This is a genomic window from Eikenella halliae, from assembly GCF_001648475.1.
Classification (GTDB): domain Bacteria; phylum Pseudomonadota; class Gammaproteobacteria; order Burkholderiales; family Neisseriaceae; genus Eikenella; species Eikenella halliae.
In genome coordinates this window covers 12,907-33,758 of sequence record NZ_LXSQ01000004.1, presented here as the reverse complement: position 1 = coordinate 33,758, position 20,852 = coordinate 12,907, and the positions used below count along the sequence as shown (strand labels likewise).

Annotated in this window: 18 protein-coding genes, 2 tRNA genes and 1 pseudogene; 9 read left to right on the top strand and 12 right to left on the bottom strand. The window is 54.8% G+C overall.

The window, feature by feature from the left end; translation table 11 throughout:
- Position 1: 1 nt before the first annotated feature.
- Both pilB and recJ read right to left on the bottom strand, forming a co-directional pair.
- Positions 2-1,678 carry a type IV-A pilus assembly ATPase PilB gene (pilB, locus tag A7Q00_RS01225; protein WP_064088830.1) on the bottom strand — a complete coding sequence of 559 codons (1,677 nt, stop codon included), beginning with the start codon at positions 1,676-1,678 and terminating at the stop codon, positions 2-4.
- A 242-nt stretch (positions 1,679-1,920) separates the two neighbouring features.
- Complete coding sequence (recJ, locus tag A7Q00_RS01220) at positions 1,921-3,618, bottom strand: single-stranded-DNA-specific exonuclease RecJ (protein WP_064088829.1); 1,698 nt, start codon at positions 3,616-3,618, stop codon at positions 1,921-1,923.
- 213 nt (positions 3,619-3,831) lie between these two features.
- Between recJ and A7Q00_RS01215 the strand changes: the two genes are divergently transcribed.
- The 3 genes from A7Q00_RS01215 to fumC all read left to right on the top strand — a co-directional run bounded on the left by A7Q00_RS01215 (position 3,832) and on the right by fumC (position 5,649).
- Positions 3,832-3,907: transfer RNA gene (locus A7Q00_RS01215), tRNA-Val, on the top strand.
- A gap of 11 nt (positions 3,908-3,918) precedes the next feature.
- Positions 3,919-3,995: transfer RNA gene (locus A7Q00_RS01210), tRNA-Asp, on the top strand.
- A gap of 259 nt (positions 3,996-4,254) precedes the next feature.
- Positions 4,255-5,649: a class II fumarate hydratase gene (gene fumC / locus A7Q00_RS01205; protein ID WP_064088828.1), complete on the top strand. Its 1,395-nt coding sequence runs from the start codon at positions 4,255-4,257 to the stop codon at positions 5,647-5,649.
- A 145-nt stretch (positions 5,650-5,794) separates the two neighbouring features.
- Here fumC and A7Q00_RS14130 read toward each other — a convergent pair whose 3' ends face one another.
- From A7Q00_RS14130 to A7Q00_RS01190, 4 genes are all read right to left on the bottom strand, one after another.
- Entirely contained in the window at positions 5,795-5,917 is a 123-nt protein-coding gene (locus A7Q00_RS14130; RefSeq protein WP_281178998.1) for a hypothetical protein, read from the bottom strand.
- A 6-nt stretch (positions 5,918-5,923) separates the two neighbouring features.
- On the bottom strand, positions 5,924-6,478 hold the full coding sequence (locus A7Q00_RS01200; protein WP_064088827.1) for a hypothetical protein: 555 nt from the start codon (positions 6,476-6,478) through the stop codon (positions 5,924-5,926).
- Positions 6,479-6,618: 140 nt separating this feature from the next.
- Positions 6,619-7,431: a symmetrical bis(5'-nucleosyl)-tetraphosphatase gene (locus A7Q00_RS01195; protein ID WP_064088826.1), complete on the bottom strand. Its 813-nt coding sequence runs from the start codon at positions 7,429-7,431 to the stop codon at positions 6,619-6,621.
- 95 nt (positions 7,432-7,526) lie between these two features.
- Positions 7,527-7,913 carry a RidA family protein gene (locus A7Q00_RS01190; RefSeq protein ID WP_064088825.1) on the bottom strand — a complete coding sequence of 129 codons (387 nt, stop codon included), beginning with the start codon at positions 7,911-7,913 and terminating at the stop codon, positions 7,527-7,529.
- A 258-nt stretch (positions 7,914-8,171) separates the two neighbouring features.
- On the opposite strand from A7Q00_RS01190, the gene A7Q00_RS01185 reads away from it, so the two are divergent.
- A complete protein-coding gene (locus A7Q00_RS01185) occupies positions 8,172-8,966 on the top strand; it encodes a thymidylate synthase (protein ID WP_064088824.1) in 795 nt (264 codons plus the stop codon).
- 159 nt (positions 8,967-9,125) lie between these two features.
- Here the strand turns inward: A7Q00_RS01185 and A7Q00_RS01180 are convergent, their stop codons facing one another.
- The 3 genes and pseudogenes from A7Q00_RS01180 to thrB all read right to left on the bottom strand — a co-directional run.
- Positions 9,126-9,956, bottom strand: coding sequence for a hypothetical protein (locus A7Q00_RS01180; protein WP_156503677.1), 831 nt, complete (start codon positions 9,954-9,956; stop codon positions 9,126-9,128).
- 135 nt (positions 9,957-10,091) lie between these two features.
- Positions 10,092-10,457 (bottom strand): avidin-fold protein, encoded by a 366-nt coding sequence (locus A7Q00_RS14395; protein WP_483782930.1) that lies wholly within the window; start codon positions 10,455-10,457, stop codon positions 10,092-10,094.
- Positions 10,452-11,357, bottom strand: a pseudogene (gene thrB, locus A7Q00_RS01175) (homoserine kinase); the annotation flags it as partial. The pseudogene thrB and the gene A7Q00_RS14395, both read right to left, overlap by 6 nt.
- A 385-nt stretch (positions 11,358-11,742) precedes the next feature.
- On the opposite strand from thrB, the gene adhP reads away from it, so the two are divergent.
- Together adhP and A7Q00_RS01165 are read left to right on the top strand one after the other, a co-directional pair.
- Positions 11,743-12,780 (top strand): alcohol dehydrogenase AdhP, encoded by a 1,038-nt coding sequence (gene adhP / locus A7Q00_RS01170; protein WP_082887688.1) that lies wholly within the window; start codon positions 11,743-11,745, stop codon positions 12,778-12,780.
- 497 nt (positions 12,781-13,277) lie between these two features.
- On the top strand, positions 13,278-14,090 hold the full coding sequence (locus A7Q00_RS01165) for a formate/nitrite transporter family protein (RefSeq protein WP_064088822.1): 813 nt from the start codon (positions 13,278-13,280) through the stop codon (positions 14,088-14,090).
- A 71-nt stretch (positions 14,091-14,161) separates the two neighbouring features.
- Here A7Q00_RS01165 and pseC read toward each other — a convergent pair whose 3' ends face one another.
- Both pseC and A7Q00_RS01155 read right to left on the bottom strand, forming a co-directional pair.
- Complete coding sequence (gene pseC / locus A7Q00_RS01160; protein ID WP_064088821.1) at positions 14,162-15,319, bottom strand: UDP-4-amino-4,6-dideoxy-N-acetyl-beta-L-altrosamine transaminase; 1,158 nt, start codon at positions 15,317-15,319, stop codon at positions 14,162-14,164.
- 278 nt (positions 15,320-15,597) lie between these two features.
- On the bottom strand, positions 15,598-16,629 hold the full coding sequence (locus tag A7Q00_RS01155; RefSeq protein ID WP_064088820.1) for a porin: 1,032 nt from the start codon (positions 16,627-16,629) through the stop codon (positions 15,598-15,600).
- Positions 16,630-16,983: 354 nt separating this feature from the next.
- On the opposite strand from A7Q00_RS01155, the gene A7Q00_RS01150 reads away from it, so the two are divergent.
- The 3 genes from A7Q00_RS01150 (at position 16,984) to A7Q00_RS01140 (ending at position 19,463) form a co-directional block, all read left to right on the top strand.
- Positions 16,984-17,949 (top strand): PhoH family protein, encoded by a 966-nt coding sequence (locus A7Q00_RS01150; protein ID WP_064088819.1) that lies wholly within the window; start codon positions 16,984-16,986, stop codon positions 17,947-17,949.
- A gap of 218 nt (positions 17,950-18,167) precedes the next feature.
- A complete protein-coding gene (locus A7Q00_RS01145) occupies positions 18,168-18,761 on the top strand; it encodes an LURP-one-related family protein (RefSeq protein ID WP_245637497.1) in 594 nt (197 codons plus the stop codon).
- Between the two features lie 342 nt (positions 18,762-19,103).
- Complete coding sequence (locus A7Q00_RS01140; RefSeq protein WP_064088881.1) at positions 19,104-19,463, top strand: YbaN family protein; 360 nt, start codon at positions 19,104-19,106, stop codon at positions 19,461-19,463.
- A 73-nt stretch (positions 19,464-19,536) separates the two neighbouring features.
- Here A7Q00_RS01140 and A7Q00_RS01135 read toward each other — a convergent pair whose 3' ends face one another.
- Positions 19,537-20,838, bottom strand: coding sequence for an adenylosuccinate synthase (locus tag A7Q00_RS01135; protein WP_064088817.1), 1,302 nt, complete (start codon positions 20,836-20,838; stop codon positions 19,537-19,539).
- Positions 20,839-20,852: the final 14 nt, after the last annotated feature.

Below are 20,852 nucleotides of genomic sequence, written 5' to 3'. Positions count from 1 at the left end.
ACTAGTCGTTAGTGGTGGCAAGAATTTCTTCTAAGGTGGTAATGCCTTGCATTGCTTTCAAAATGCCGGCACGGCGTAAGTCCACCAGCCCGTCGGCATAGGCTTGTTCGGCAATATCCACCTCGGTGCCGTTATTGATAATAAGTTTTTGCATGGCATCGGTAACCGGCATAATTTCGTATACGCCGGCACGGCCCTTGAAGCCTTTGCCTTTGCAACGGTCGCAACCCACCTGGCGGTATAGCTGCCAGTCGTCCTTGGCCAAGTCTTCTTCGGTGAAGCCGACTTTCAGCAAAGCTTCGGCTGGCGGACGTTCGATCGGTTGTTTGCAGGTACACAGCCGACGTACCAAACGCTGCGCCATGATCAGATTGACCGAGCTGGCGATATTGAACGGTGCTACCCCCATGTTCAGCATACGGGATAGCGTGGCCGGAGCATTATTGGTGTGTAGGGTAGAGAATACCATGTGGCCGGTTTGCGCTGCTTTAATGGCGATATCGGCAGTTTCCAAATCGCGAATCTCACCCACCATGATGATGTCCGGGTCTTGACGCAGGAAGGCTTTCAGTGCCGCAGCAAATGTCATGCCTTGTTTGTCGTTTACGTTTACCTGATTGATACCGGGCAAGTTAATCTCAGCCGGGTCTTCGGCGGTGGAGATGTTTACGCTGTCGGTATTCAAGATGTTTAGACAGGTGTACAGCGACACGGTTTTACCCGAACCGGTCGGGCCGGTAACCAGCACCATGCCGTACGGGCGGTGGATGGCTTCCAGTAGTAATTCTTTTTGGAAAGGTTCGAAACCCAGTTGGTTGATATTCAGTGTGGCGGCATCCGAATTCAAAATACGCATTACGATTTTTTCGCCGAACAGCGTGGGCAGCGTATTCACACGGAAGTCGATGGGCTTTTGGTTTTTATTGAACTGAAGCTGGATACGGCCGTCTTGCGGAACGCGTTTTTCGGAAATATCCATTTTCGACATTACTTTGATACGTGAGGCAATCTGCCCGCGGATATTCAGCGGAGGCTGCACCACTTCGCGCAGTTGACCATCGGTACGGAAGCGGATACGCGCCATTTCTTCGTAGAATTCGAAGTGAATATCGGATGCACCGGTATTGAGGGCGTCAGACAGCACTTTGTGGATGAATTTGGCAATCGGACCGTCTTCTTCTTCGTCATCCACTTTTAGCGCAGCCGGTGCGACCAGGCCGGTTGGATCGGCAGAGATTTCATCTAAAATGGCGGTGGATGTTTGACTGGCGAATTCCAGCAGGCGGTCTAGTTGTTCGTCGTTTACCAAAATCAGGTCGACAATCAGGCCGCTGGGGAAAACAATCTTTTGGTATGTTTGCAACAAAGTGGGGTCGGAAACGCCCAAAAACAGTTTTTGCCCGCGCTTGAACAAAGGTACGCAGCGGTGCTCTGTCATCTGGCTGTCGTTGAGCACGTCCGGCACCATCATGCTGCGGGAGTAAAGGGATAAATCCAAAATCGGATAGTGGAATAGTTTGGCTAAAAGCAGTGCCAAGTCTGCCTGCTTGATGATGCCAGCCTCAGCCAGCATAGGGATAATGTTTTTGTTTTGATTAACTTTTTCTCGGTATTTTTCAACCTTATCCTGCTCAATCAGTTTGTTTTGAAACAGGATGCGCAATAGTCCGACGCTCATATATTTGCCTGAGTAAAGTAGAACAGATTTTAAAATTTCGGGCGGATATTTGCTTTTAAGATATCGCCCGCAAGGCCCGCATTTAGTAAGAATGCTTTTACACTATTATAGTTAAGATATGATTATAAGTTAAATCATGGTAAGAATGCATCGTTTATGGAATAAAGTGGTTATTTCTTGTGGCTAGCAGGGTATGTTGGTGTGTGGGAGAAGTGGTTAAGAATTTTAGTTGTGCGGGGTGATTAGCCTGCTTCCCAGTGGTCGATGTGCAGTTGCAATTCATATTGGTTGCGCCATTGATTGGCAACGGGACGGTATACCGTATGGATTTTGGTCGGAAGTTCTTCGGCGCAGCGGAAAAACATGGCTTCCACAGTGTGTCCGCCATAATTTAGGCCGGCTTTTTTATGGCCGTTGCCTACTACCCGCTGCCACAATACTTCAAATTGATTGTAGAAAGAAGGGGGTTGGAATCCTTGCCCCCATACCTGCTTGGACAGCGTTTCGGCAGTATGCAGGGAAATTTCTTCCGGGTTCAGGCTGCCGTCGGTGAGGAAGGTGCGGGTGAGTGCGTCTTGATCCAGCAGTTCGTTCAGTACGCTTTCGAAAGCTTGTTGGAAGCGGGGAAAATCCTGCTCGCGGATGCTGAGGCCGGCAGCCATGGCGTGGCCGCCGAATTTTAGAATTAGCTCGGGATGGCGTTTGGCCACCAAGTCGATGGCATCGCGCAGATGCAATGAGGGAATGGAACGGCCGGAGCCGCGCAGTTCGCCATTGCCTGTGGGGGCAAACACGATGGTGGGCCGATGGAAACGGTCTTTGAGCCGGCCGGCCACGATGCCAACCACGCCTTGGTGCCAATTTGGATGGAAGGCTGTAATGCCCAGGCTGTTGCCAACGATAATTTGATCGGCCAGGGCAAGGGCTTCCTGCAGCATGTTTTGTTCGATTTCCTGCCGTGCACGGTTCAGTTCGTTTAGCTGTTCGGCCAGTTCGGCGGCGGTGGCCGGGTCTTCGGCCAGCAGGCAGGCAATACCAATTTCCATGTTTTCCAAACGGCCGGCGGCATTGATGCGCGGGCCGATGGCAAAGCCCAAGTCAAACGGCTTGGCCTGCCGCATATTGCGTTGGGCTACCTGAAAAAGCGCCTGAATGCCGGGGCGGGTTTTGCCAATCTGCATTCGTTTGAGCCCCTGGCTAACCAGGATTCGGTTGTTGTAATCCAATGTCACCACATCGGCCACGGTGCCCAAAGCCACTAAGTCTAAAAGCTCGGCCAAATTGGGTTCAGGTAGCCTTTGCGGGTTGAACCATTGCTGTGTGCGCAGCAGGGCACGCAGAGCAGTTAATACATAGAAGATTACGCCCACGCCGGCTAGGTTCTTGCTGGCAAACGTGCATCCCGGTTGGTTGGGATTAACGATGATACATTCAGGTAGCGTGTCGCCCGGCAAGTGGTGATCGGTGATAATCACGTCCATGCCCAATGCTTGGGCGCGTGCCACACCGGCAGTGCTGGAAATGCCGTTATCTACAGTTAAGAGCAGCTGAGTGCCTCGTTCGGCAGCCAGATCGGCCAGTTGCGGGGTGAGGCCATAGCCGTGTTTGAAACGGTCCGGTACTAAAAACTCCACCAGTGCGCCCATGCGGCGCAAACCCAAAATGCCTACTGCGCAGGCTGTGGCGCCGTCGGCATCGTAGTCGGCCACAATTAAAATTCGCTCTTGCTCCCGGATGGCGCGAGCCAACCGTTCGGCGGCAGCATCAATATTTTTCAGCGATTGATAGGGCAGCAGGCTGGCTAAATGGTTATGCAGTTCGGCGGGGGAACGGACATTGCGGGCTGCAAACAGGCGTGCCAACAAGGGCGGGGTGCCGGCGGCCAGCAGGGCTTGTTCGGCTTCGGGGTTGGCTTGGCGGGTACGGATAACGGCGTTCATAAAGCCATGATGAATAGTAAAGTAAACTATTTATTATAGCGCAAACCGGCATATTGAGAGATTTCTGATGGTTTGGGAGAGAAATTTATAAAAGTTTTTTCACTTTCATAACAGCGTGTTGATATTTTATCGTAAGTTTTTTGCAAGATAATGCTTGCAATGATGTGGAGAGTTTGGTTTAATTCGCATCTTCTAGTGCTGTGCACGAAACATGGGTGATTAGCTCAGTTGGTAGAGCGTCTGCCTTACAAGCAGAATGTCGGCGGTTCGACTCCGTCATCACCCACCATTTTTTTGCGCGCGGTGGTAGCTCAGTTGGTTAGAGTACCGGCCTGTCACGCCGGTGGTCGCGGGTTCGAGTCCCGTCCACCGCGCCATTTATTATTAAAACCCCTCTGCTGAAAAGCAGAGGGGTTTTAGCATTTCTAGTTTTAATATTCCACGGATCACTGCCGTGAAAAGCCGCTTGGTTTTATGGTATATTCGCCGTGGCCGATAATAGGTTGGATTATTTTTTATATAGTATTTTCAAATTAATATGATGCAAAGGCTGCCCGCTTGGTTGTGCTGCTATTGGAAGCAGTTATAGCCAGTTGGTTTTAATTTAGACATTTAACAAACTTCAGGAGTTGCATGATGGAATTTCGCATTGAAAAAGATACCATGGGAGAAGTAAAGGTGCCGGCCAACCGGTATTGGGGTGCACAAACCGAGCGCTCGCGCAACAACTTCAAAATCGGCCCGGCTGCTTCCATGCCGCATGAAATCATTGAAGCCTTTGCCTATTTGAAAAAAGCAGCCGCTTTTGCCAATGCCGATTTGGGCGTATTGCCTGCTGAGAAGCGCGATCTGATTGCCGCCGCCTGCGATGAGATTTTGGCGCACAAGCTGGATGAAGAGTTTCCGCTGGTGATTTGGCAAACCGGCTCCGGCACGCAGTCCAACATGAATTTGAACGAAGTCATTTCCAACCGCGCCCATGTGTTGGGCGGCGGCAAACTGGGCGAGAAAAGCGTTATCCACCCCAATGACGACGTAAACAAATCCCAGTCCTCCAACGACACCTATCCCACCGCCATGCACATTGCCGCCTACCAAAAGGTAGTGCAGCACACCCTGCCCGCCGTCAAACGCCTGCAACAGACTTTGGCCAAAAAAGCCCAAGCCTTTGCCAATGTGGTGAAAATTGGACGGACACACCTGATGGATGCCACCCCGCTCACTCTCGGCCAAGAATTTTCCGCCTATGCCGCCCAGTTGGACTACGGCATCCGCGCCTTGGAAAATACCCTGCCGCATCTGGCAGGACTGGCACTCGGCGGCACGGCAGTTGGCACAGGGCTGAACACGCCCAAGGGTTATGACGTGAAAGTGGCCGAATACATTGCCAAATTCACCGGCCTGCCGTTTGTAACCGCGCCGAACAAATTTGAAGCACTCGCCACCCACGACGCGATTGTGGAAACCCACGGCGCATTGAAGCAGCTGGCCGTGTCGCTTTACAAAATCGCCAACGATATCCGCCTTCTGGCCTCCGGCCCGCGTTCCGGTATCGGCGAAATCCTGATTCCCGAGAATGAACCCGGTTCTTCCATCATGCCCGGCAAAGTGAACCCCACCCAATGCGAAGCCCTCACCATGGTGTGCGCCCAAGTGTTGGGCAACGATGTGGCGATTTCCTTTTCCGGTACACAGGGGCATTTCCAGCTTAATGTGTTCAAACCCGTGATGGCGGCGAATTTCCTGCAATCTGCGCAGCTTTTGGCCGATGCCTGCATCTCGTTTGACGAGCACTGCGCAGTCGGCATTGAGCCCAACCTGCCGCGCATCAAACAGCAGCTCGACAACTCCCTGATGCTGGTTACCGCGTTGAACACCAAAATCGGCTACGAAAACGCCGCCAAAATTGCCAAAGCCGCCCACAAAAACGGCACCACCCTGCGCGAAGAAGCCGTGAAATCCGGCCTGCTCACTGCCGAGCAGTTTGACGAATGGGTACGCCCTGCCGATATGGTGGGCAGCTTGAAATAAGTTTGGTGAGGAAGGAAGAAGCGCATATTGGAAACAGTATGCGCTTTATAGTGAATTAACAAAAACCAGTACAGCGTTGCCTCGCCTTACCGTACTATTTGTACTGTCTGCGGCTCGTCGCCTTGTCCTGATTTTTGTTAATCCACTATAGTTTTTCAGGTAGCCCGAAAAGGAGAAAGGCTACCTGAAAAATACTGGTTCGGCTTTCAGGTAGCCTTTCCATTACGCAGAAAAGCTGCCCGTTCAGGCAGCTTTTTTGTTTTGTCATGCTGGATTAGCGGCGGCGTTGCTGGCGGTTGCCGCGAGTCGGAGCGGCGGCTTGGCGGCTCACTTGGCAGTTTTCCAGCACGGTTGAGAGGTTTACCGGGTTGCCGGCGTTATCCAAACTCTGCGCCTGCAGCAGGCCGATGGCGTTGGTGGTGGCTACGTTGGCGGGGGTGGCTTTGCCGGTTACCCAAATCACGCCTTCGCCATAATAGCTGTTTTGCTGCTGGCCGTTGCTGTCGTTGAGCACGCGCCACAGGCCGGGGGAAACTTTATCGTTGATTTTCAGCTGTGCCACCACCAAGGTGCCGCTCTTGATGCCGTACATGGCGCCCACTTTTTGCTGCTGGCCGTTGCCTGCTTGGCAGGTGTAGTTTACTTCCACGGTTTTTTCGATGTTGTCCACCTGGGCTACCTGAATTTTGCCGATGGAAGCGGTGGCTTCATCACTTTGCTGGGTTTGTTGTTGGGTTTGCGGCTGGTTGCCTTCAGGGGCTTTGCTGCTGGAGCAGGCGCTCAGTGCCAATACGGCGATGGCGGCGGGGATGACTAATTTGCTGTTCATTAGGAACTCCTTAAATTGATTGGAAAACGCGCTGCGGCAAATTTTGTGGCCGGCACGAACAGGCGGCATTGTAACAAAAGCCCGCCCTGCTTGCCCGCCTGTTCATGTTAATAAACATCAAATCATGTGGCGACAAGGCTTTAGCCGAACTTTTTGGGCTGTTTGGAGGCTACCTGAAAAACCTGCTGCGTGTCTAAATCCAGCGCGGTGAGTTCGCCGCCCCACAGCGCGCCGGTATCGATGGCGGCCACGTTTTCGCCACGATAGAGGCCGAGTGCCGACCAATGGCCGAATACGGTTTGATAACCAAGGGTTTGCCGCCCGGGCGCGCGAAACCAGGGCATGAGGCCGGATGGCATTTCGGGCAGGGTGGCTTTGTAGTCGAAATCCATGCGGCCGTCCGAATGCAGGGCGCGCATGCGGGTGAACACATTGGTGGCAAAGCGCAGGCGTTCGGTTTCGTTATCGGCGCAGTCGGTATCGGGCGTGTTGCCATACATATGGGCGAAAAACCAATCGGGGCGGCTTTGCAGAACAGCGGCCACTTCGGCGGCGCGGCTTTGCGCTTCTTCGGCCGTCCATTGCGGCCAAATGCCGGCGTGCACGATCAGGTTGTTACCGTGTTGCAGCATCAGAGGCTGGTGTAGCAGCCAATCGAGCAGCGCTTGGCGGTCGGGGGCGGCGAGTATGTCGCCCACGGTGTCGCTGCGCTTGAGTTTGCCGTGGCCGTGGGCGATGGCCAAAAGATGCAGGTCGTGATTGCCGAGCACGGTTCGGATGCTGCTTTCGTGCTGTTTGATGTAGCGCAGGCAGTCGAGGGATTGGGGGCCGCGATTGACGAGGTCACCCACCAGCCAGAGGGTGTCGTGGCCGTGATTGAAGCCGATGCGGGCGAGCAGTTCTTGAAATTCGGCGAAACAGCCTTGCAGGTCGCCGATTGCGTAGTGTGCCATGATGTTTGTGTTAGGGGTGTTTATAGGGGGGGCAGATAAAACGAAAGGCTACCTGAAAACGCAAGCTGCAACAGTTTTCAGGTAGCCTTATATGCTTAGGCGTTCAGCACCACCACGCCTTCCACTTCCACCAGCACGCCCTTGGGCAGGGCGGACACCTGCACGGCGGCGCGGGCGGGGAAGGGTTCGCGGCAGTATTCGCCCATGATTTGGTTGAAGGTGGCGAAGTTGGAAAGGTCGGTGAGGTAGGCGTTGAGTTTCACCACATCATCAAAGCTGCCACCGGCGGCTTCAATCACGGCTTTGAGGTTTTCAAACACTTGGCGCGCCTGCTCGGCAAAGCCGCCTTCCACCACCTGCATGGTGGCGGGTACCAGCGGAATCTGGCCGCTCAAATAAACGGTGTTGCCGGCGCGAACGGCTTGGGAATAGGCGCCGATGGCGGCGGGGGCGCGGTCGGTATGGATGATGGTTTTGGCCATGATGAAACTCCTTTGTGTCGGTTGTTGGAAAGAAACCTGATTATATCGCCAACACCGGGGGCAAACCAAACCGCAGCCGCAGCGCAGACAAAAGGCTACCTGAAACTTTGGTCTGGCGGAAACCTTGTTGCAGCCCGTAGCCAAGATACAAACCCGTTATGCCGGAAGCGCCGGATTCGGGAATCTGGCCTATGGCTGCTCCCCCACATCCCCAAACGTGTACAATACCCCCATTTCGACATCTCCACCCCCAATACCATGCAACCCTATCTCCACCTCATGCAGCACATCCTCAGCCACGGCACCGACAAATCCGACCGCACCGGCACCGGCACCCGTTCCGTATTCGGCCACCAAATGCGCTTCGACCTCGCCCAAGGCTTCCCCCTGCTCACTACCAAAAAGCTCCACCTGCGCTCCATCATCCACGAGCTGCTTTGGTTTCTCAAAGGCGACACCAACATCCGCTACCTGAAAGAAAACAACGTCTCCATCTGGGACGAATGGGCCGACGAAAACGGCGACCTCGGCCCCGTATACGGCTACCAATGGCGCTCCTGGCCCGCCCCCGACGGCCGGCATATCGACCAAATCGCCAACGTTGTCGAGCAAATCAAACGCAACCCCGACAGCCGCCGCCTCATCGTATCCGCCTGGAATCCCGCCCTCGTCGACGAAATGGCGCTGCCCCCCTGCCACACCATGTTCCAATTTTACGTAGCCGAAGGCCGCCTCTCCTGCCAGCTCTACCAACGCAGCGCCGACGTCTTCCTCGGCGTACCCTTCAACATCGCCAGCTACGCCCTGCTCACCATGATGATGGCGCAAGTATGCGGCCTCGCGCCCGGCGAATTCATCCACACCTTCGGCGACGCCCACCTCTACAGCAACCACTTCGAGCAAGCCCGCCTCCAGCTCACCCGCGAGCCGCGAGCCCTGCCGCAAATGCAGCTCAACCCCGAAGTGCGAAACCTGTTCGACTTCCGCTTTGAAGACTTCGAGCTGCAAAACTACGACCCGCACCCGCATATCAAAGCGCAAGTGGCGGTGTAATACTGACGGCAATCAAAAAGGCTACCTGAAAAATGAATTTTAGGTAGCCTCTTATAGTGAATTAACAAAAACCAGTACAGCGTTGGCTCGCCTTGCCGTAACGTGTGTACTGTCTGCGGCTCGCCGCCTTGCCCTGATTTTTGTTAATCCACTATAGTATTAATTACCCTCTCCAAGTGAGACCAGCGAAGCTTGAATCACTTCCTCGCTCAAGGGCTCAACACCGGGCAAATGGTCATAGGCCTTCATCCAAACTTGGCGCGGGTTCGGCGCATCGGTTTGGCGGTTCCAATAAACGGTTTTGAGCCATAACAAAGCCTCATAAGGACGACCACGATCCAACCATTCGTCATCCATGCGGCGGCTCAGCAAGATCTTGGCCGCATGCTGCAATTCATCGGCGGAATAGCGGCCTTCGGCATAGTGCAGACAGTAGGCATAGCCGAGCTTGCGCTCGGAAGCATGCAGGTTACGGCCGGTAGGTATGCTGTCGCCGCAGTAATGCCGGTAGCCGATAATGCCCTCTTCGTAAGCTTCTGCTTGCAGGCAGCGACGCATATAGTCGTTCACCTGAAGCCCGCTTATATCCTTTTTACCATAGATTTCCCCCAAGCATTCGTTTTGCATCTGTTGATGCAGCTGCAAGGTTTGCTGCCACCATTCCGGCTGGTCGACGCCGTCGCGGAACCATAATGCCAAGGCCAAGGCTTCATGCAGTCCAATCTGGGTAAACAATGGTATTTCCCGATAATCCTTGCCCACTCCTTCGTTTACCGAAATGCCATACCGCATCCATTCGATGCTGCGATTCAAAATCGGTAGGAACGGTTGATACCAACCGACTAATGATGCATACAATACGCTTATAAAACTGGATCGGCCAATATTTCCTATTGGATCGGCTTCGCTGACCTGCTGATTTAATTCATAAGAATAAGTAAAACTTGTGATGGTCTCTAGTTCTGAACTGGGTGAATATTTCGGCATCATAAATCCTTTCGAAGAAAAGAAAGTGCAGGTTGGGTTAGCCGAAGCAGGAGTAGGTTTCCCAACACACTTACTCAACCACGGGCTACCTGAAAACTGCGTTTCAGGTAGCCTTTTCACGTTCCAACACAAGCAACCCTACGGCGCACACTCCTCCCACACCGCTTCGCCATCTTCGCCGGACAAATGCAGGCGCAGGCGGCTGTCGGGCAGGGTTTTGATGCGCAGGCGGCCGCTGCTGCTGTGGGCGGCTCCGGCGAGGGTGAGGTGTTGGCGGGTGTAGGCGATGCTGCTGCGTTCGGTGTAGCGGCCGAGCAGGAAGCCTTTGCGGATGCCGCCGCCTTCGTATTCTGCCCACACGGTGTCGCCGTCTTGGCGGAAGCGGCAGCGTTCGGGCGTTTCGCCTGTATGGCCTGCTTCGGCGGGTTGGAACGTTTTGCCTTCGAGGTTGAACGGGGCTTGGTCGGTTGCGGCGGGGGCGGGGCTTTGGCGGAAATAGAGCAGCAGGTCGCGGAAAACGTCGGGGTCTTTCACGAAGGTCATTTCGCCGCCCTGCGGGAAATGGTAGTCGAGCAGGCGGGACACCCAAAAACGGATGCAGCCGGCACGGTGGGCAATGGGCAGGTAGGCCTGTTCGGCGGGGGTGAGGGGGCGCACGCTTTGATAGCCGCGCATAAAGGCTTGCTGCAACTGCGGGTCGATGCGGTTGTCGGCTAGGCGCGCCCAGTCGTTTACGGCGATGGCGAGGTCGTACATGAAGCTGCCGTTGCAGGCGTAGTAGAAATCGATGAAGCCGGCTACCTGAATGCCGTCGAGCAATACGTTGTCTTTGAACAGGTCGGCGTGGATGATGCCGTGGGGCAGGTGGCTGTCGGGGTGGGCGGCGAGAAAGGCGATTTCGTCTTGCAGCAGCGCGGCATCTTCGCTGCTCAGGCAGGGCAGCAGGCGGCGGCTTTCGGCCTCCCACCAGGCGGCGTGGCGCGGGTTGGGCATGCTTTGGCCGAAGCTCTGCCCGGCGATGTGCATTTTGGCGAGCATGGCGCCGGTGTGGAAACATTGGGCGGCATCGGGCACGGCGGTGTCGCGGCCGTTGAGGAAGGTGGCGAGGCAGGCGGGTTTGCCGGCGAGCGTGCTGTCGAAGCGCCCGTCGCGGCGGGGGATGGGCGCGGGGCAGGCTACGCCGTTGCGGCTGAGGTGCTGGCTGAGCTCCATGAAGAAAGGCAGCTCTTCGCGGGTGAGCACCTCGAAGATGGTGAGCACATAGCGGCCGCGGTCGGTGTCGAGGAAGTAGTTGCTGTTGGTTACGCCTTGGGCAATGCCTTGCAGCGACACGAAGCTGCCTAAGTCGTAGTCTTCTAAAAACTGGCGGATTTCTTGATCGGAAACGCTGGTGTAAACAGACATGGCGGCATCGCGGCAAAGTGGTTGGGGAATGGGCATTCTAGCAAATGAAACAGCAGGCAGGCTACCTGAAAGCGCAAGCTTTGGCATCCGTCAGAAACCGTATGCCCCAGCAGAATAATATCGCAATAATTTCCTGCCGCCAGCCCAAAAACGGGCTAATCCGACTGCTGCCAAACCGCACCGTTTGCCTTGCCCGCGCTGCTTTCAGGTAGCCTTGTTCAGGCAGGCAATCCAAGTGAGAGTTATAATATAACATGATTTAAATCAAATAGTTATTTTATTCCCAAACCTTGACGGCAACTCCCGGCGGAGTGCATACTCTGACCCGGGTAGCCCCCGAGGGCAACCCCGAACTTACCAATCAACCAGCACAAGGATCATAGCCATGAAGATGAAAGCAGCTGTTGTTACCCCCCAATGCGACGGTAACGTAGAAATCGTTGAGCGCGACATCCCTGCCGTGGGCGCGGGCGAAGCGCTGGTGGAAGTGGAATACTGCGGCGTGTGCCACACCGACTTGCACGTAGCTGCCGGCGACTACGGTAAAAAACCTGGCCGCGTGCTCGGCCACGAGGGCATCGGCATCGTGAAACAGGTTGCGCCGGATGTAACCACCCTGAAAGTGGGCGACCGCGTGAGCATCGCCTGGCTGTTTGCCAGCTGCGGCCACTGCGAATACTGCGTTACCGGCCGCGAAACCTTCTGCCGCAGCGTATTGAACGCGGGCTACACCATCGACGGCGGCATGGCCACCCACTGCGTGGTGAAGGCCGATTATGCGGTGAAAGTGCCCGAAGGCCTTGATCCCGCCCAGGCTTCCAGCATCACTTGTGCCGGCGTAACCACCTATAAGGCCATCAAAGTGTCCGGCGCCAGACCCGGCCAGTGGATTGCCGTTTACGGCGCGGGCGGCTTGGGCAACCTGGCCGTGCAATACGCCAAGAAAGTGTTCGGCGCACACGTGATCGCCGTAGACATCAACGACGACAAACTGGCGCTGGCCCAAAAATCTGGTGCGGATCTGATTGTGAACCCGGCCAAGGAAGACGCGGCCAAGTTCATCCAAGAGAAAACCGGCGGCGCCCATGCCGCCGTGGTAACCGCCGTGTCCCGTGCCGCATTCAATTCCGCCGTGGATTGCGTGCGCGCCTGCGGCCGCGTGGTGGCCGTCGGCCTGCCGCCCGAAACCATGGATTTGTCGATTCCGCGCCTGGTGCTGGACGGCATCGAAGTGGTCGGCACGCTGGTGGGTACGCGCAAAGACTTGGAAGAAGCCTTCCAATTCGGCGCCGAAGGCATCGTGGTGCCCGTGGTGCAGCTGCGCCGCCTGGACGAAACAAACGCCATTTTCCAAGAAATGCGCGACGGCAAAATCCAAGGCCGTATGGTTATCGACATGAAAGCCTGCGGTTGCCATCACTAAGCCTTAGGCTGTAAACAAACAGGCCGCTCCCAAAAACGGGGCGGCCTGTTTTGCGGATGAGGTTACCTGAAATCTTAGAGCTTACTATCGTGAATTAACAAAAATCAGGACAAGGCGACAAGCCGCAGACAGTACAGATAGTACGGCAAGGCGAGGTAACGCTGTACTGGTTTTTGTTAATTCACTATATTTGCGTTTAAACTCCCGCAGCCAAAGCTTTCAGGCAGCCTTTGTCGTATTTCCATACTGTTTGCAGCTTACCGGCTTGCATTGAAGTCAATTTGCTATGTACGGCCGGTTTTCTGCACACATTGTTCCATTCAGGCTACCTGAAAACGCAAGCCTTCACGAGATGGCACAAGATTAGATTGTTCGCTCTTGCCATAAACAAACCGGCTTATAACCGGCGGCAATTTCCATAAAAGCAATCATTCTTTCACAAAATACTGCGTGCTTGATACAGTTCGCCACCGTTGAACTGCCGATAAGGACAAACCATGGATTTTGTGAAACCCGAACATTTGCGCGACTTCTACCCCCATGAAATTTTGCAGGATTCCCTGCAAAAGGCTCAGGCCAAATCAGGCTCGAGCCTGAAAACGCTGGCGATTTTGAGCTTTCTGGGCGGCGGTTACGTGGGCTTCGGCTATTTGGCGTTTTTAAAAGTGGTTACCGGCATTCCGCCCGAATGGTCGGGGCTGGCCAACTTGCTGGGCGCGGCCGTGTTTCCTATCTGCCTGATTTGTATTCTGATTGGCGGCGGCGAGCTGGCCACGGGCAATATGATGCTGATGGGGCTGGGCTGGTTTGGCAAAAAAATCAATGTGATCAATCTGATGCGTAACTGGCTGATCGTGAGTTTGGGTAATTTAGCCGGGGCTTTGTGTATGGCGTATTTCCTCGGGCATTTCGTGGGCTTGGCCGAAGGCGTGGCGGCGGCGAAAACCGTTGCCATTGCCGAAGCTAAGGTGGGCATGAGCTTTGGCCGCTCGTTTGTGTCGGCCATTGCCTGCAACTGGATGGTGTGCATGGGCATTTGGTTTTATTTCGGCGCGAAGCAGACTTCGGGGCGGATTTTGGCGATGTGGTTTCCGGTGATGACCTTTGTGCTGATTGGGCTGCAACACTTTGTGGCCAATATGTTTATCATCCCGGCCGGCATTTTTGCGGGGGCGAATGTGTCGTGGGGGCAGTTTTTTGCCAATATGATTCCCGTGTTTCTAGGCAATGTGGCCGGCGGTACGGCGTTTGTGGCGGCTTCGTATCTGCACGCGTATAAGCATTTATTGAAAGACGATTATTCGATTTAGCTAGCATACCATGCGGTTAAAAGGCTACCTGAAAACTGGTTTCAGGTAGCCCTTTGTCGTGTTTGCGGGCACTAGCCGAAAGCCCGCTCCAATGCTTCCACCACTTTATCCTGTTCGGCTTCGGTCAGCCCGAAATACAGCGGAATGCTGATTGCGCCCGCATAATAGGCTTCGGCGGCGGGGAAGTCGCCGGTTTTGAAACCGAAGTGTTGGCGGTAATACGGCTGGGTGTGGACGGGGATGTAGTGCACGTTGGCGCCGATGTCGTTTTGCCGCAGGAAGTCGAACACTTGGCGGCGGGTTTTGCCGCTATCGGCGCGCACTTGCACGGGATAGAGGTGCAAGGCAGAGCGGTTTTCAGGATGGCGCTGCGGTAAGACGAGCGGTAGGTGAGCCAGCAGGCGGTCGTATCGCGCGGCGAGCTCGTGGCGGCGGGCGACGAATTCGTCGATGCGGGTCATCTGGCTCACACCGAGTGCGGCCTGCAGTTCGGTCATGCGGTAGTTGTAGCCGAGATCGATTTGCTGGTAATACCAAGCGCCATCCGGCTCTTGGGTCATTTCTTCGGGATTGCGGGTGATACCGTGGCTGCGGAGCAGGGCAAGTTTGGCGGCAAGCTCCTGGCTGTTGGTAAGAGCTGCGCCGCCTTCGGCAGTAGTGATGATTTTAACGGGGTGGAAACTGAATACGGTGATGTCGCTGTATTGGCCGTTGCCGATTTTGCCGCCCTGATAGCTGCCGCCAACGGCGTGGGACGCGTCTTCGATGATTTTGAAGCCGTATTCTTTGGATAGTTCGTGGATTTCCCGCATATCGCAGGGTTCGCCCGCAAAGTGGACGGGCACAACGATTTTGGGCAGGCTGCCTGAAACCTTGGCTGCTTTCAGCTTGGCTTCCAGCGCGGCGGGAGACATATTCAGCGTGTTCGGGTCGATGTCCACAAAATCCACGTCTGCACCGCAATAGCGGGCGCAGTTGGCTGAGGCAGTGAAGGTGATGGGGGATGTCCACAAGTTGTCGCCTTTGCCTAAGCCGAGGGCGAGGCAGGCGAGATGCAGGGCGGAAGTGGCGCTGTTTACGGCAAAGGCGTGTTGTGCGCCACAGTAATTCTTCAGGCTATCTTCAAAGGCAGGCACTTGCGGGCCTTGGGTGAGGAAGTCGGATTGGAGCACACGCACAACGGCGGCAATGTCGGCTTCAGAGATGGTTTGGCGGCCGTAGGGGATCATGAGGAGTCCTTTGTATATCGAGGTTATGGGTTTCAGGTAGCCTTGTGGAATTACTTAGAATATAGCAAATGGGCATCAAGCCAGATACAGAATTATTGTAGGGTATGCACACGTATTGCCTGTGCAGCTCCTGGGGATTTTGGAATGCAGAATGTTGCCTTAATTCTTCAAATTTGCAAGTAGCATTGTTTGAGCCAGGTGGATAGATGGGTAAGCAAGAAAAAAGGCTTGCCGAAGCAAGCCTTTTTGTTGGGTTACTAGACTAAGCTAGCCACAAATTAGAATTTGTGTACCAAGCCAGTGCCTACGCCCCAGTTGTTTACGTTTTGAGCATTAGAGTTAGCTTTTTCACGCAACCAACCTACAGATACCAAGCCAGTGGTGCGGCGAGAGAACGCATAGTCAGCACCAACGATGGCTTGCAGGTAGCGACCGCCATCACGAGCAGTATTATCGCTGTCAGCACGACCGTAGGCTACAGAAACCTTCGGAGTAACGGCACCAAAAGTGTAAGCTGCAGAGATTTGAGCCTCTTTGGTTTTGGCATTGTTCTCAGTCTGGCTGGCAATATCAATATCGGTGCTACCAACAGGGCTTACGTTCTTGCCGTATTGCAAGCCACCGGCAACGTACAGGTTGTTGGCATCATAACCTGCAGACAGGTTGTGAACATGGCTGTCTTTCAGACCGCCGGCAGCGGCAGTAGATTTGCGAGCGTACTCAGCAGCGTAACGTACGAAGAAGCCGCTGTTTTTGTAACCTAAGCCCAAACCGAATACCGGCTTGCCGTCGTTGGTGCGACCGCTATGTACGTTAGAGCCAGGAGCCAACTGGAAGGAGAAGTCGAAACCACCGAAGTCAGGAGACTGATAGTTCAAGCTGGTGCGACGTTGAGCAAAACGGCTGTAATAGCCCAAGCCTAAAACACGGCTGTCGTATTCCCAGTTATCCTGATCAACTACGGCATTTCTCAGCGGAGTGCTTACACGACCAACTTTAACAGTACCGAAGCCACCTTCCAGGCCGATGAAAGAGTCACGGTTGTTGGCAATATTACCGCCAGACAATTTGGCAGTTGCTTCGATTTGCCAAATAGCTTTCAGGTTGCCACCCAAGTCTTCAGAACCTTTGAAGCCGATGTAGCTGCTGTAGTCAACCACGCCCCAAGAGTTTCTCTGACTCTTAGTTTGGGTAGAGGTACCTTCACGAGTAAATTCAACACCGCCACGGATTTTACCGTACAGAATAACTTCTGCAGAAGCGGCAACCGGCAAGGAAACCAATGCTAATGCAATCAGGGTTTTTTTCATGCTGCATTCCTTTATCTATGTCTAAACTAAAAATACACACTTAAAAAAGAAACTTCGTCTTTCTTTATTTAAGCTCTCACGCAATCGCCGCATTAGCGATTTCATGACTGCAATATAATTGTTCGGCGGCAAAAAAACAAATCCTATCGCGGGCAAAACGGCAGATGCGGGCTAAATTGTATGCTTTATGCAACAATGTGGCGCTATGCCGGGGCTGGGCTTTATGCTGCTTAAAGCTTGTCCGGTAGGGGATTTGCCCTGGCGGGCGATACGGCCTATCATCTTATAAATTATGTTTTTCCGGCGGGCTGAGAGAGGCGGAGCCGGAGGTTTGCAACGAATATTTGAGAGCTTATGAGCCATACTGTACACCTGAAATTTGAAGAGATCGACAACACCGTTTTGCAACGGCTGTGCGGGCCGTTGGAAGAAAACTTGGAAAAACTGGGCAAAGCGCTGGAAGTGGAAATCGGGCGGCGGTTTGCCGAGTTTACCTTCATCGGCAACCATGCCCATGCGGCAAGGGAAGCGCTTTTGAGGCTGGCCGAGCTGTCGGAGCGGCGGGATTTGGACGATAACGACATCCGGCTCGCGGCGGTGGAAGCCAAAACAGCCGATGAGGCTTTTGTGCCGAAAAACGAGGCCGGGCATCAGTATTTCCTGCAAACGCGGCGCGGCAAGCTGGGCGGGCGCACGCCGCGCCAAAACGGCTACATCCGCGCTCTGCTCAGCCACGATATTGTGTTCGGCCTAGGCCCGGCGGGCACGGGCAAGACTTATTTGGCAGTGGCGGCGGCGGTGGATGCCATGAGCAAGCACGAAGTGGAACGCATTGTGTTGGTGCGCCCCGCGGTGGAAGCGGGGGAGAAACTCGGCTTTCTGCCGGGCGATTTGGCGCAGAAGGTAGACCCTTATCTGCGCCCGCTGTATGACGCGTTGTATGATTTGATGGGCTTCGACCGCGTGACCAAGCTGCTGGAACGCGGGCTGATTGAGATTGCCCCGCTGGCCTATATGCGCGGGCGCACGCTGAACGGCTCGTATGTGATTCTAGATGAGGCGCAGAACACCACGCCGGAACAGATGAAGATGTTCCTCACGCGTATCGGCTTCGGCGCTAAGGCAGCGATTACCGGCGACATCAGCCAAATCGACTTGCCGCGCAACATTAAATCCGGCCTGAAAGACGCGCGGGAAAAACTGCAAGGCATCGATGGTATTTATTTCCACACCTTTACCAGCGAAGACGTGGTGCGCCATCCCTTGGTGCAGAAAATTGTGGATGCTTACGACGCTGCAGATGCGGAGCGGGAAGAATAGCGTTTGCCGCCTTGGTATCTTTAATAGTGAATTAACAAAAACCAGTACAGCGTTGTCTCGCCTTGCCATACTATTTGTACTGTCTGCGGCTCGCCGCCTTGTCCTGATTTAAATTTAATCCACTATATCATCCGGTTTCAGGTAGCCTGCGAGCACATGGCTTGAGGCTACCTGAAATTTATCACCAGCCCAACTTTAGTCTTTATTAAGAAAGAATAATGATGCAAAACATGCAACTGCCGTTACACTTCTATTTCAAAATATTCACGCCATCCAACGATTTCAGCGTGGTGGATGCCGGAGGCAGGGAAGTGGCCTACACCCGCCAGAAGATTTTTAAGCTGAAGGAAGCTGTGGAGATTTTTAGCGATACCACCCGCCGCACGCGGCTATACCGCATACAGGCCGACCTCATCATCGATTTCAACGCCTGCTACCGGATTGTGAACGAAAACGGCGAGGAGCTCGGCTCGATACGGCGTAACGGTATGCGCTCGTTGTGGCGCATTTCCTACCAGATATACGATGCCGGTAACCGACTACTTTATGAAGTGCGCGAGAAAAACCCGTGGCTGGCATTTTGGGATGCGCTGGTGGGCGAGATTCCGGTTGTAGGCATGTTTAGCGGTTATTTCCTCAACTCAAGTTTTGGAGTAAACGATGCCGCCGGGCAGGAGGCGTACCTGCTGAAGAAAGAGCCTTCGCTGATGGAACGGCGCTTCAGCCTGAAAAAAACCGGCACAGCGGCGCATGATGAATTGGTTACGCTGTCGCTGATGATGTTGATGCTGTTGGAACGGGCAAAGGGATAGGATTTGCCAATGCCTCAGGCTACCTGAAAACGGCCGGATGGGTTTTCAGGTAGCCTTTAATTATGCAGCGGGCGGGTTGATATTTGCCTGACGGATGGCCGAATAAATCTTTTATCCGCTCTTGGAGTTGTCCTATATTGGGAGATGTATTTCTCGCGGCGCATCAATTACGAATAAGTCGCATTTCTTTTGCTAAATGATACAATCGTGCCAAACCTTGCGGGAGAATTGGCCATAATGGGTAAAGCGGAGTGGATGATTGCAGTTTTGGCGGTTGGGCTGGCGGCGGGTGTGGCGTGGATACGGCATCGCCGCCAAACCGGCCGCGATTCTTACCTGCCGCTGTGGCGGCCTTTTGTGTGGCTGGCGGGTTGGCTGGCTTTGCTCTTGGGTATTATCGGCATCTTTTTGCCGGGATTGCCGACTGTGCCGTTCGTGCTGCTGGCGGCAGGCTGTTGGTCGCGCACGTCGCCGCGTTTCCACCGCTGGCTGAGCGAACACCGCCATTTCGGCCCGATGGTGCGCAACTGGGAGCGCAAACGGGCCATTCCGTTGAAGGGCAAGGTGTTATCGGCACTGATGATGGCTTGCTCGTGCGTATGGATGCTGTACCGTTTCCCCGAACGTTGGTGGGTGGGAGCGGGTATGGCGGTGGTGTGTTTGTTGGTAACAGTGTGGATGTGGCGGTTGCCGAGCGAGTGAGATTGAGGATACGATGTCAAAAAAGGCTACCTGAAAACTTTCAGGTAGCCTTTCTTCATCCCATAGAAGCCGGTTAGCTGGTGAACGGGTGCTGCAACACGATGGTTTCCACGCGGTCGGGGCCGGTGGAGACGATGGCGATGGGCGCGCCGCATACCTCTTCGATACGTTTCAGGTAGCCTTTGGCGTTTTCCGGCAGCTGATCAAAGCTTTGCACACCGAAGGTTGATTCTGTCCAGCCGGGTAAGGTTTCGTAGATCGGGGTGCAGCCGGCCACGGCATTGCTGCCGAAGGGCAGGATATCGGTGGTGCTGCCGTCGGGCAGGGTGTAGCCGGTGCAGATTTTGATTTCGGGGATGCCGTCCATCACGTCGAGTTTGGTGATGCACAGGCCGCTGATGCCGTTGATTTGGATGGAGCGCTTGAGGGCGGCGGCATCAAACCAGCCGCAGCGGCGGGCACGGCCGGTTACCGAGCCGAATTCGTTGCCGCGCTCGGCCAGGCCTTTGCCGGTGTCGTCGAACAGCTCGGTGGGGAAGGGGCCGGAACCGACGCGGGTGGTGTAGGCCTTCACGATGCCGAGCACATAATCCAAGGCCTGCGGCGGCACGCCCGCACCGGCAGAGGCAGCGCCTGCCAAACAGTTGGACGAGGTAACAAAGGGATAAGTGCCGTAGTCGATATCCAGCAGCGTGCCTTGCGCACCTTCAAACAGCAGGCGTCCGCCGCGCTGGATGGTGTCATGCAGGCTGCGCGACACGTCGGCGAGCATTGGCAGAATACGCTCTTTGAAGGCGTTGATTTTGGCCATCACGTCATCAAACTGCACGGACTCTGCGCCATGCAGATGTTGCAGCTGCACGTTATACACTTCAAGGTTGGCGCGCAGTTTGTCGGACAAGAGCTCGGTATTGGCCAAATCGCCCAAACGGATGGCACGGCGGGCTACTTTGTCTTCATAGGCTGGGCCGATGCCGCGGCCGGTGGTGCCGATTTTGCCGGCGCCTTTGGAGGCTTCGCGGGCATGGTCGAGCGCAATGTGGTAGGGCAGAATCATCGGGCAGGTGGGGGCGATGTGCAGCCGGCCGGCCACGTTTTTCACGCCGGCCGCAGTGAGCTCGTCGATTTCGCCGAGCAGGGCTTCGGGGGAAACCACCACGCCGGAGCCGATGTAGCAATGCAGGTTTTCATGCAGGATGCCGCTGGGAATCAGGCGCAGCACGGTTTTTTTGCCGTTCACCACCAGCGTGTGCCCGGCATTGTGGCCACCTTGGAAGCGCACCACACCGGCGCACTCTTCTGCTAGCCAGTCGACGATTTTGCCTTTGCCTTCGTCGCCCCATTGTGCGCCGATTACTACGATATTTTTTGCCATGATGTTGTTGCCTT

What these genes read in the sequence shown, in the direction of transcription:
- A7Q00_RS01155 (WP_064088820.1), bottom strand. Translation starts at nt 16,629, where the DNA reads ATGAAAAAAACCCTGATTGCATTAGCATTGGTTTCCTTGCCGGTTGCC.
- A7Q00_RS01185 (WP_064088824.1), top strand. Translation starts at nt 8,172, where the DNA reads ATGCAACCCTATCTCCACCTCATGCAGCACATCCTCAGCCACGGCACC.
- A7Q00_RS01200 (WP_064088827.1), bottom strand. Translation starts at nt 6,478, where the DNA reads ATGAACAGCAAATTAGTCATCCCCGCCGCCATCGCCGTATTGGCACTG.
- A7Q00_RS01145 (WP_245637497.1), top strand. Translation starts at nt 18,168, where the DNA reads ATGATGCAAAACATGCAACTGCCGTTACACTTCTATTTCAAAATATTC.
- A7Q00_RS01180 (WP_156503677.1), bottom strand. Translation starts at nt 9,956, where the DNA reads ATGATGCCGAAATATTCACCCAGTTCAGAACTAGAGACCATCACAAGT.
- pilB (WP_064088830.1), bottom strand. Translation starts at nt 1,678, where the DNA reads ATGAGCGTCGGACTATTGCGCATCCTGTTTCAAAACAAACTGATTGAG.
- A7Q00_RS14130 (WP_281178998.1), bottom strand. Translation starts at nt 5,917, where the DNA reads ATGACAAAACAAAAAAGCTGCCTGAACGGGCAGCTTTTCTGCGTAATG.
- pseC (WP_064088821.1), bottom strand. Translation starts at nt 15,319, where the DNA reads ATGATCCCCTACGGCCGCCAAACCATCTCTGAAGCCGACATTGCCGCC.
- A7Q00_RS01195 (WP_064088826.1), bottom strand. Translation starts at nt 7,431, where the DNA reads ATGGCACACTACGCAATCGGCGACCTGCAAGGCTGTTTCGCCGAATTT.
- A7Q00_RS01165 (WP_064088822.1), top strand. Translation starts at nt 13,278, where the DNA reads ATGGATTTTGTGAAACCCGAACATTTGCGCGACTTCTACCCCCATGAA.
- A7Q00_RS01190 (WP_064088825.1), bottom strand. Translation starts at nt 7,913, where the DNA reads ATGGCCAAAACCATCATCCATACCGACCGCGCCCCCGCCGCCATCGGC.
- adhP (WP_082887688.1), top strand. Translation starts at nt 11,743, where the DNA reads ATGAAGATGAAAGCAGCTGTTGTTACCCCCCAATGCGACGGTAACGTA.
- recJ (WP_064088829.1), bottom strand. Translation starts at nt 3,618, where the DNA reads ATGAACGCCGTTATCCGTACCCGCCAAGCCAACCCCGAAGCCGAACAA.
- fumC (WP_064088828.1), top strand. Translation starts at nt 4,255, where the DNA reads ATGGAATTTCGCATTGAAAAAGATACCATGGGAGAAGTAAAGGTGCCG.
- A7Q00_RS01150 (WP_064088819.1), top strand. Translation starts at nt 16,984, where the DNA reads ATGAGCCATACTGTACACCTGAAATTTGAAGAGATCGACAACACCGTT.
- A7Q00_RS01135 (WP_064088817.1), bottom strand. Translation starts at nt 20,838, where the DNA reads ATGGCAAAAAATATCGTAGTAATCGGCGCACAATGGGGCGACGAAGGC.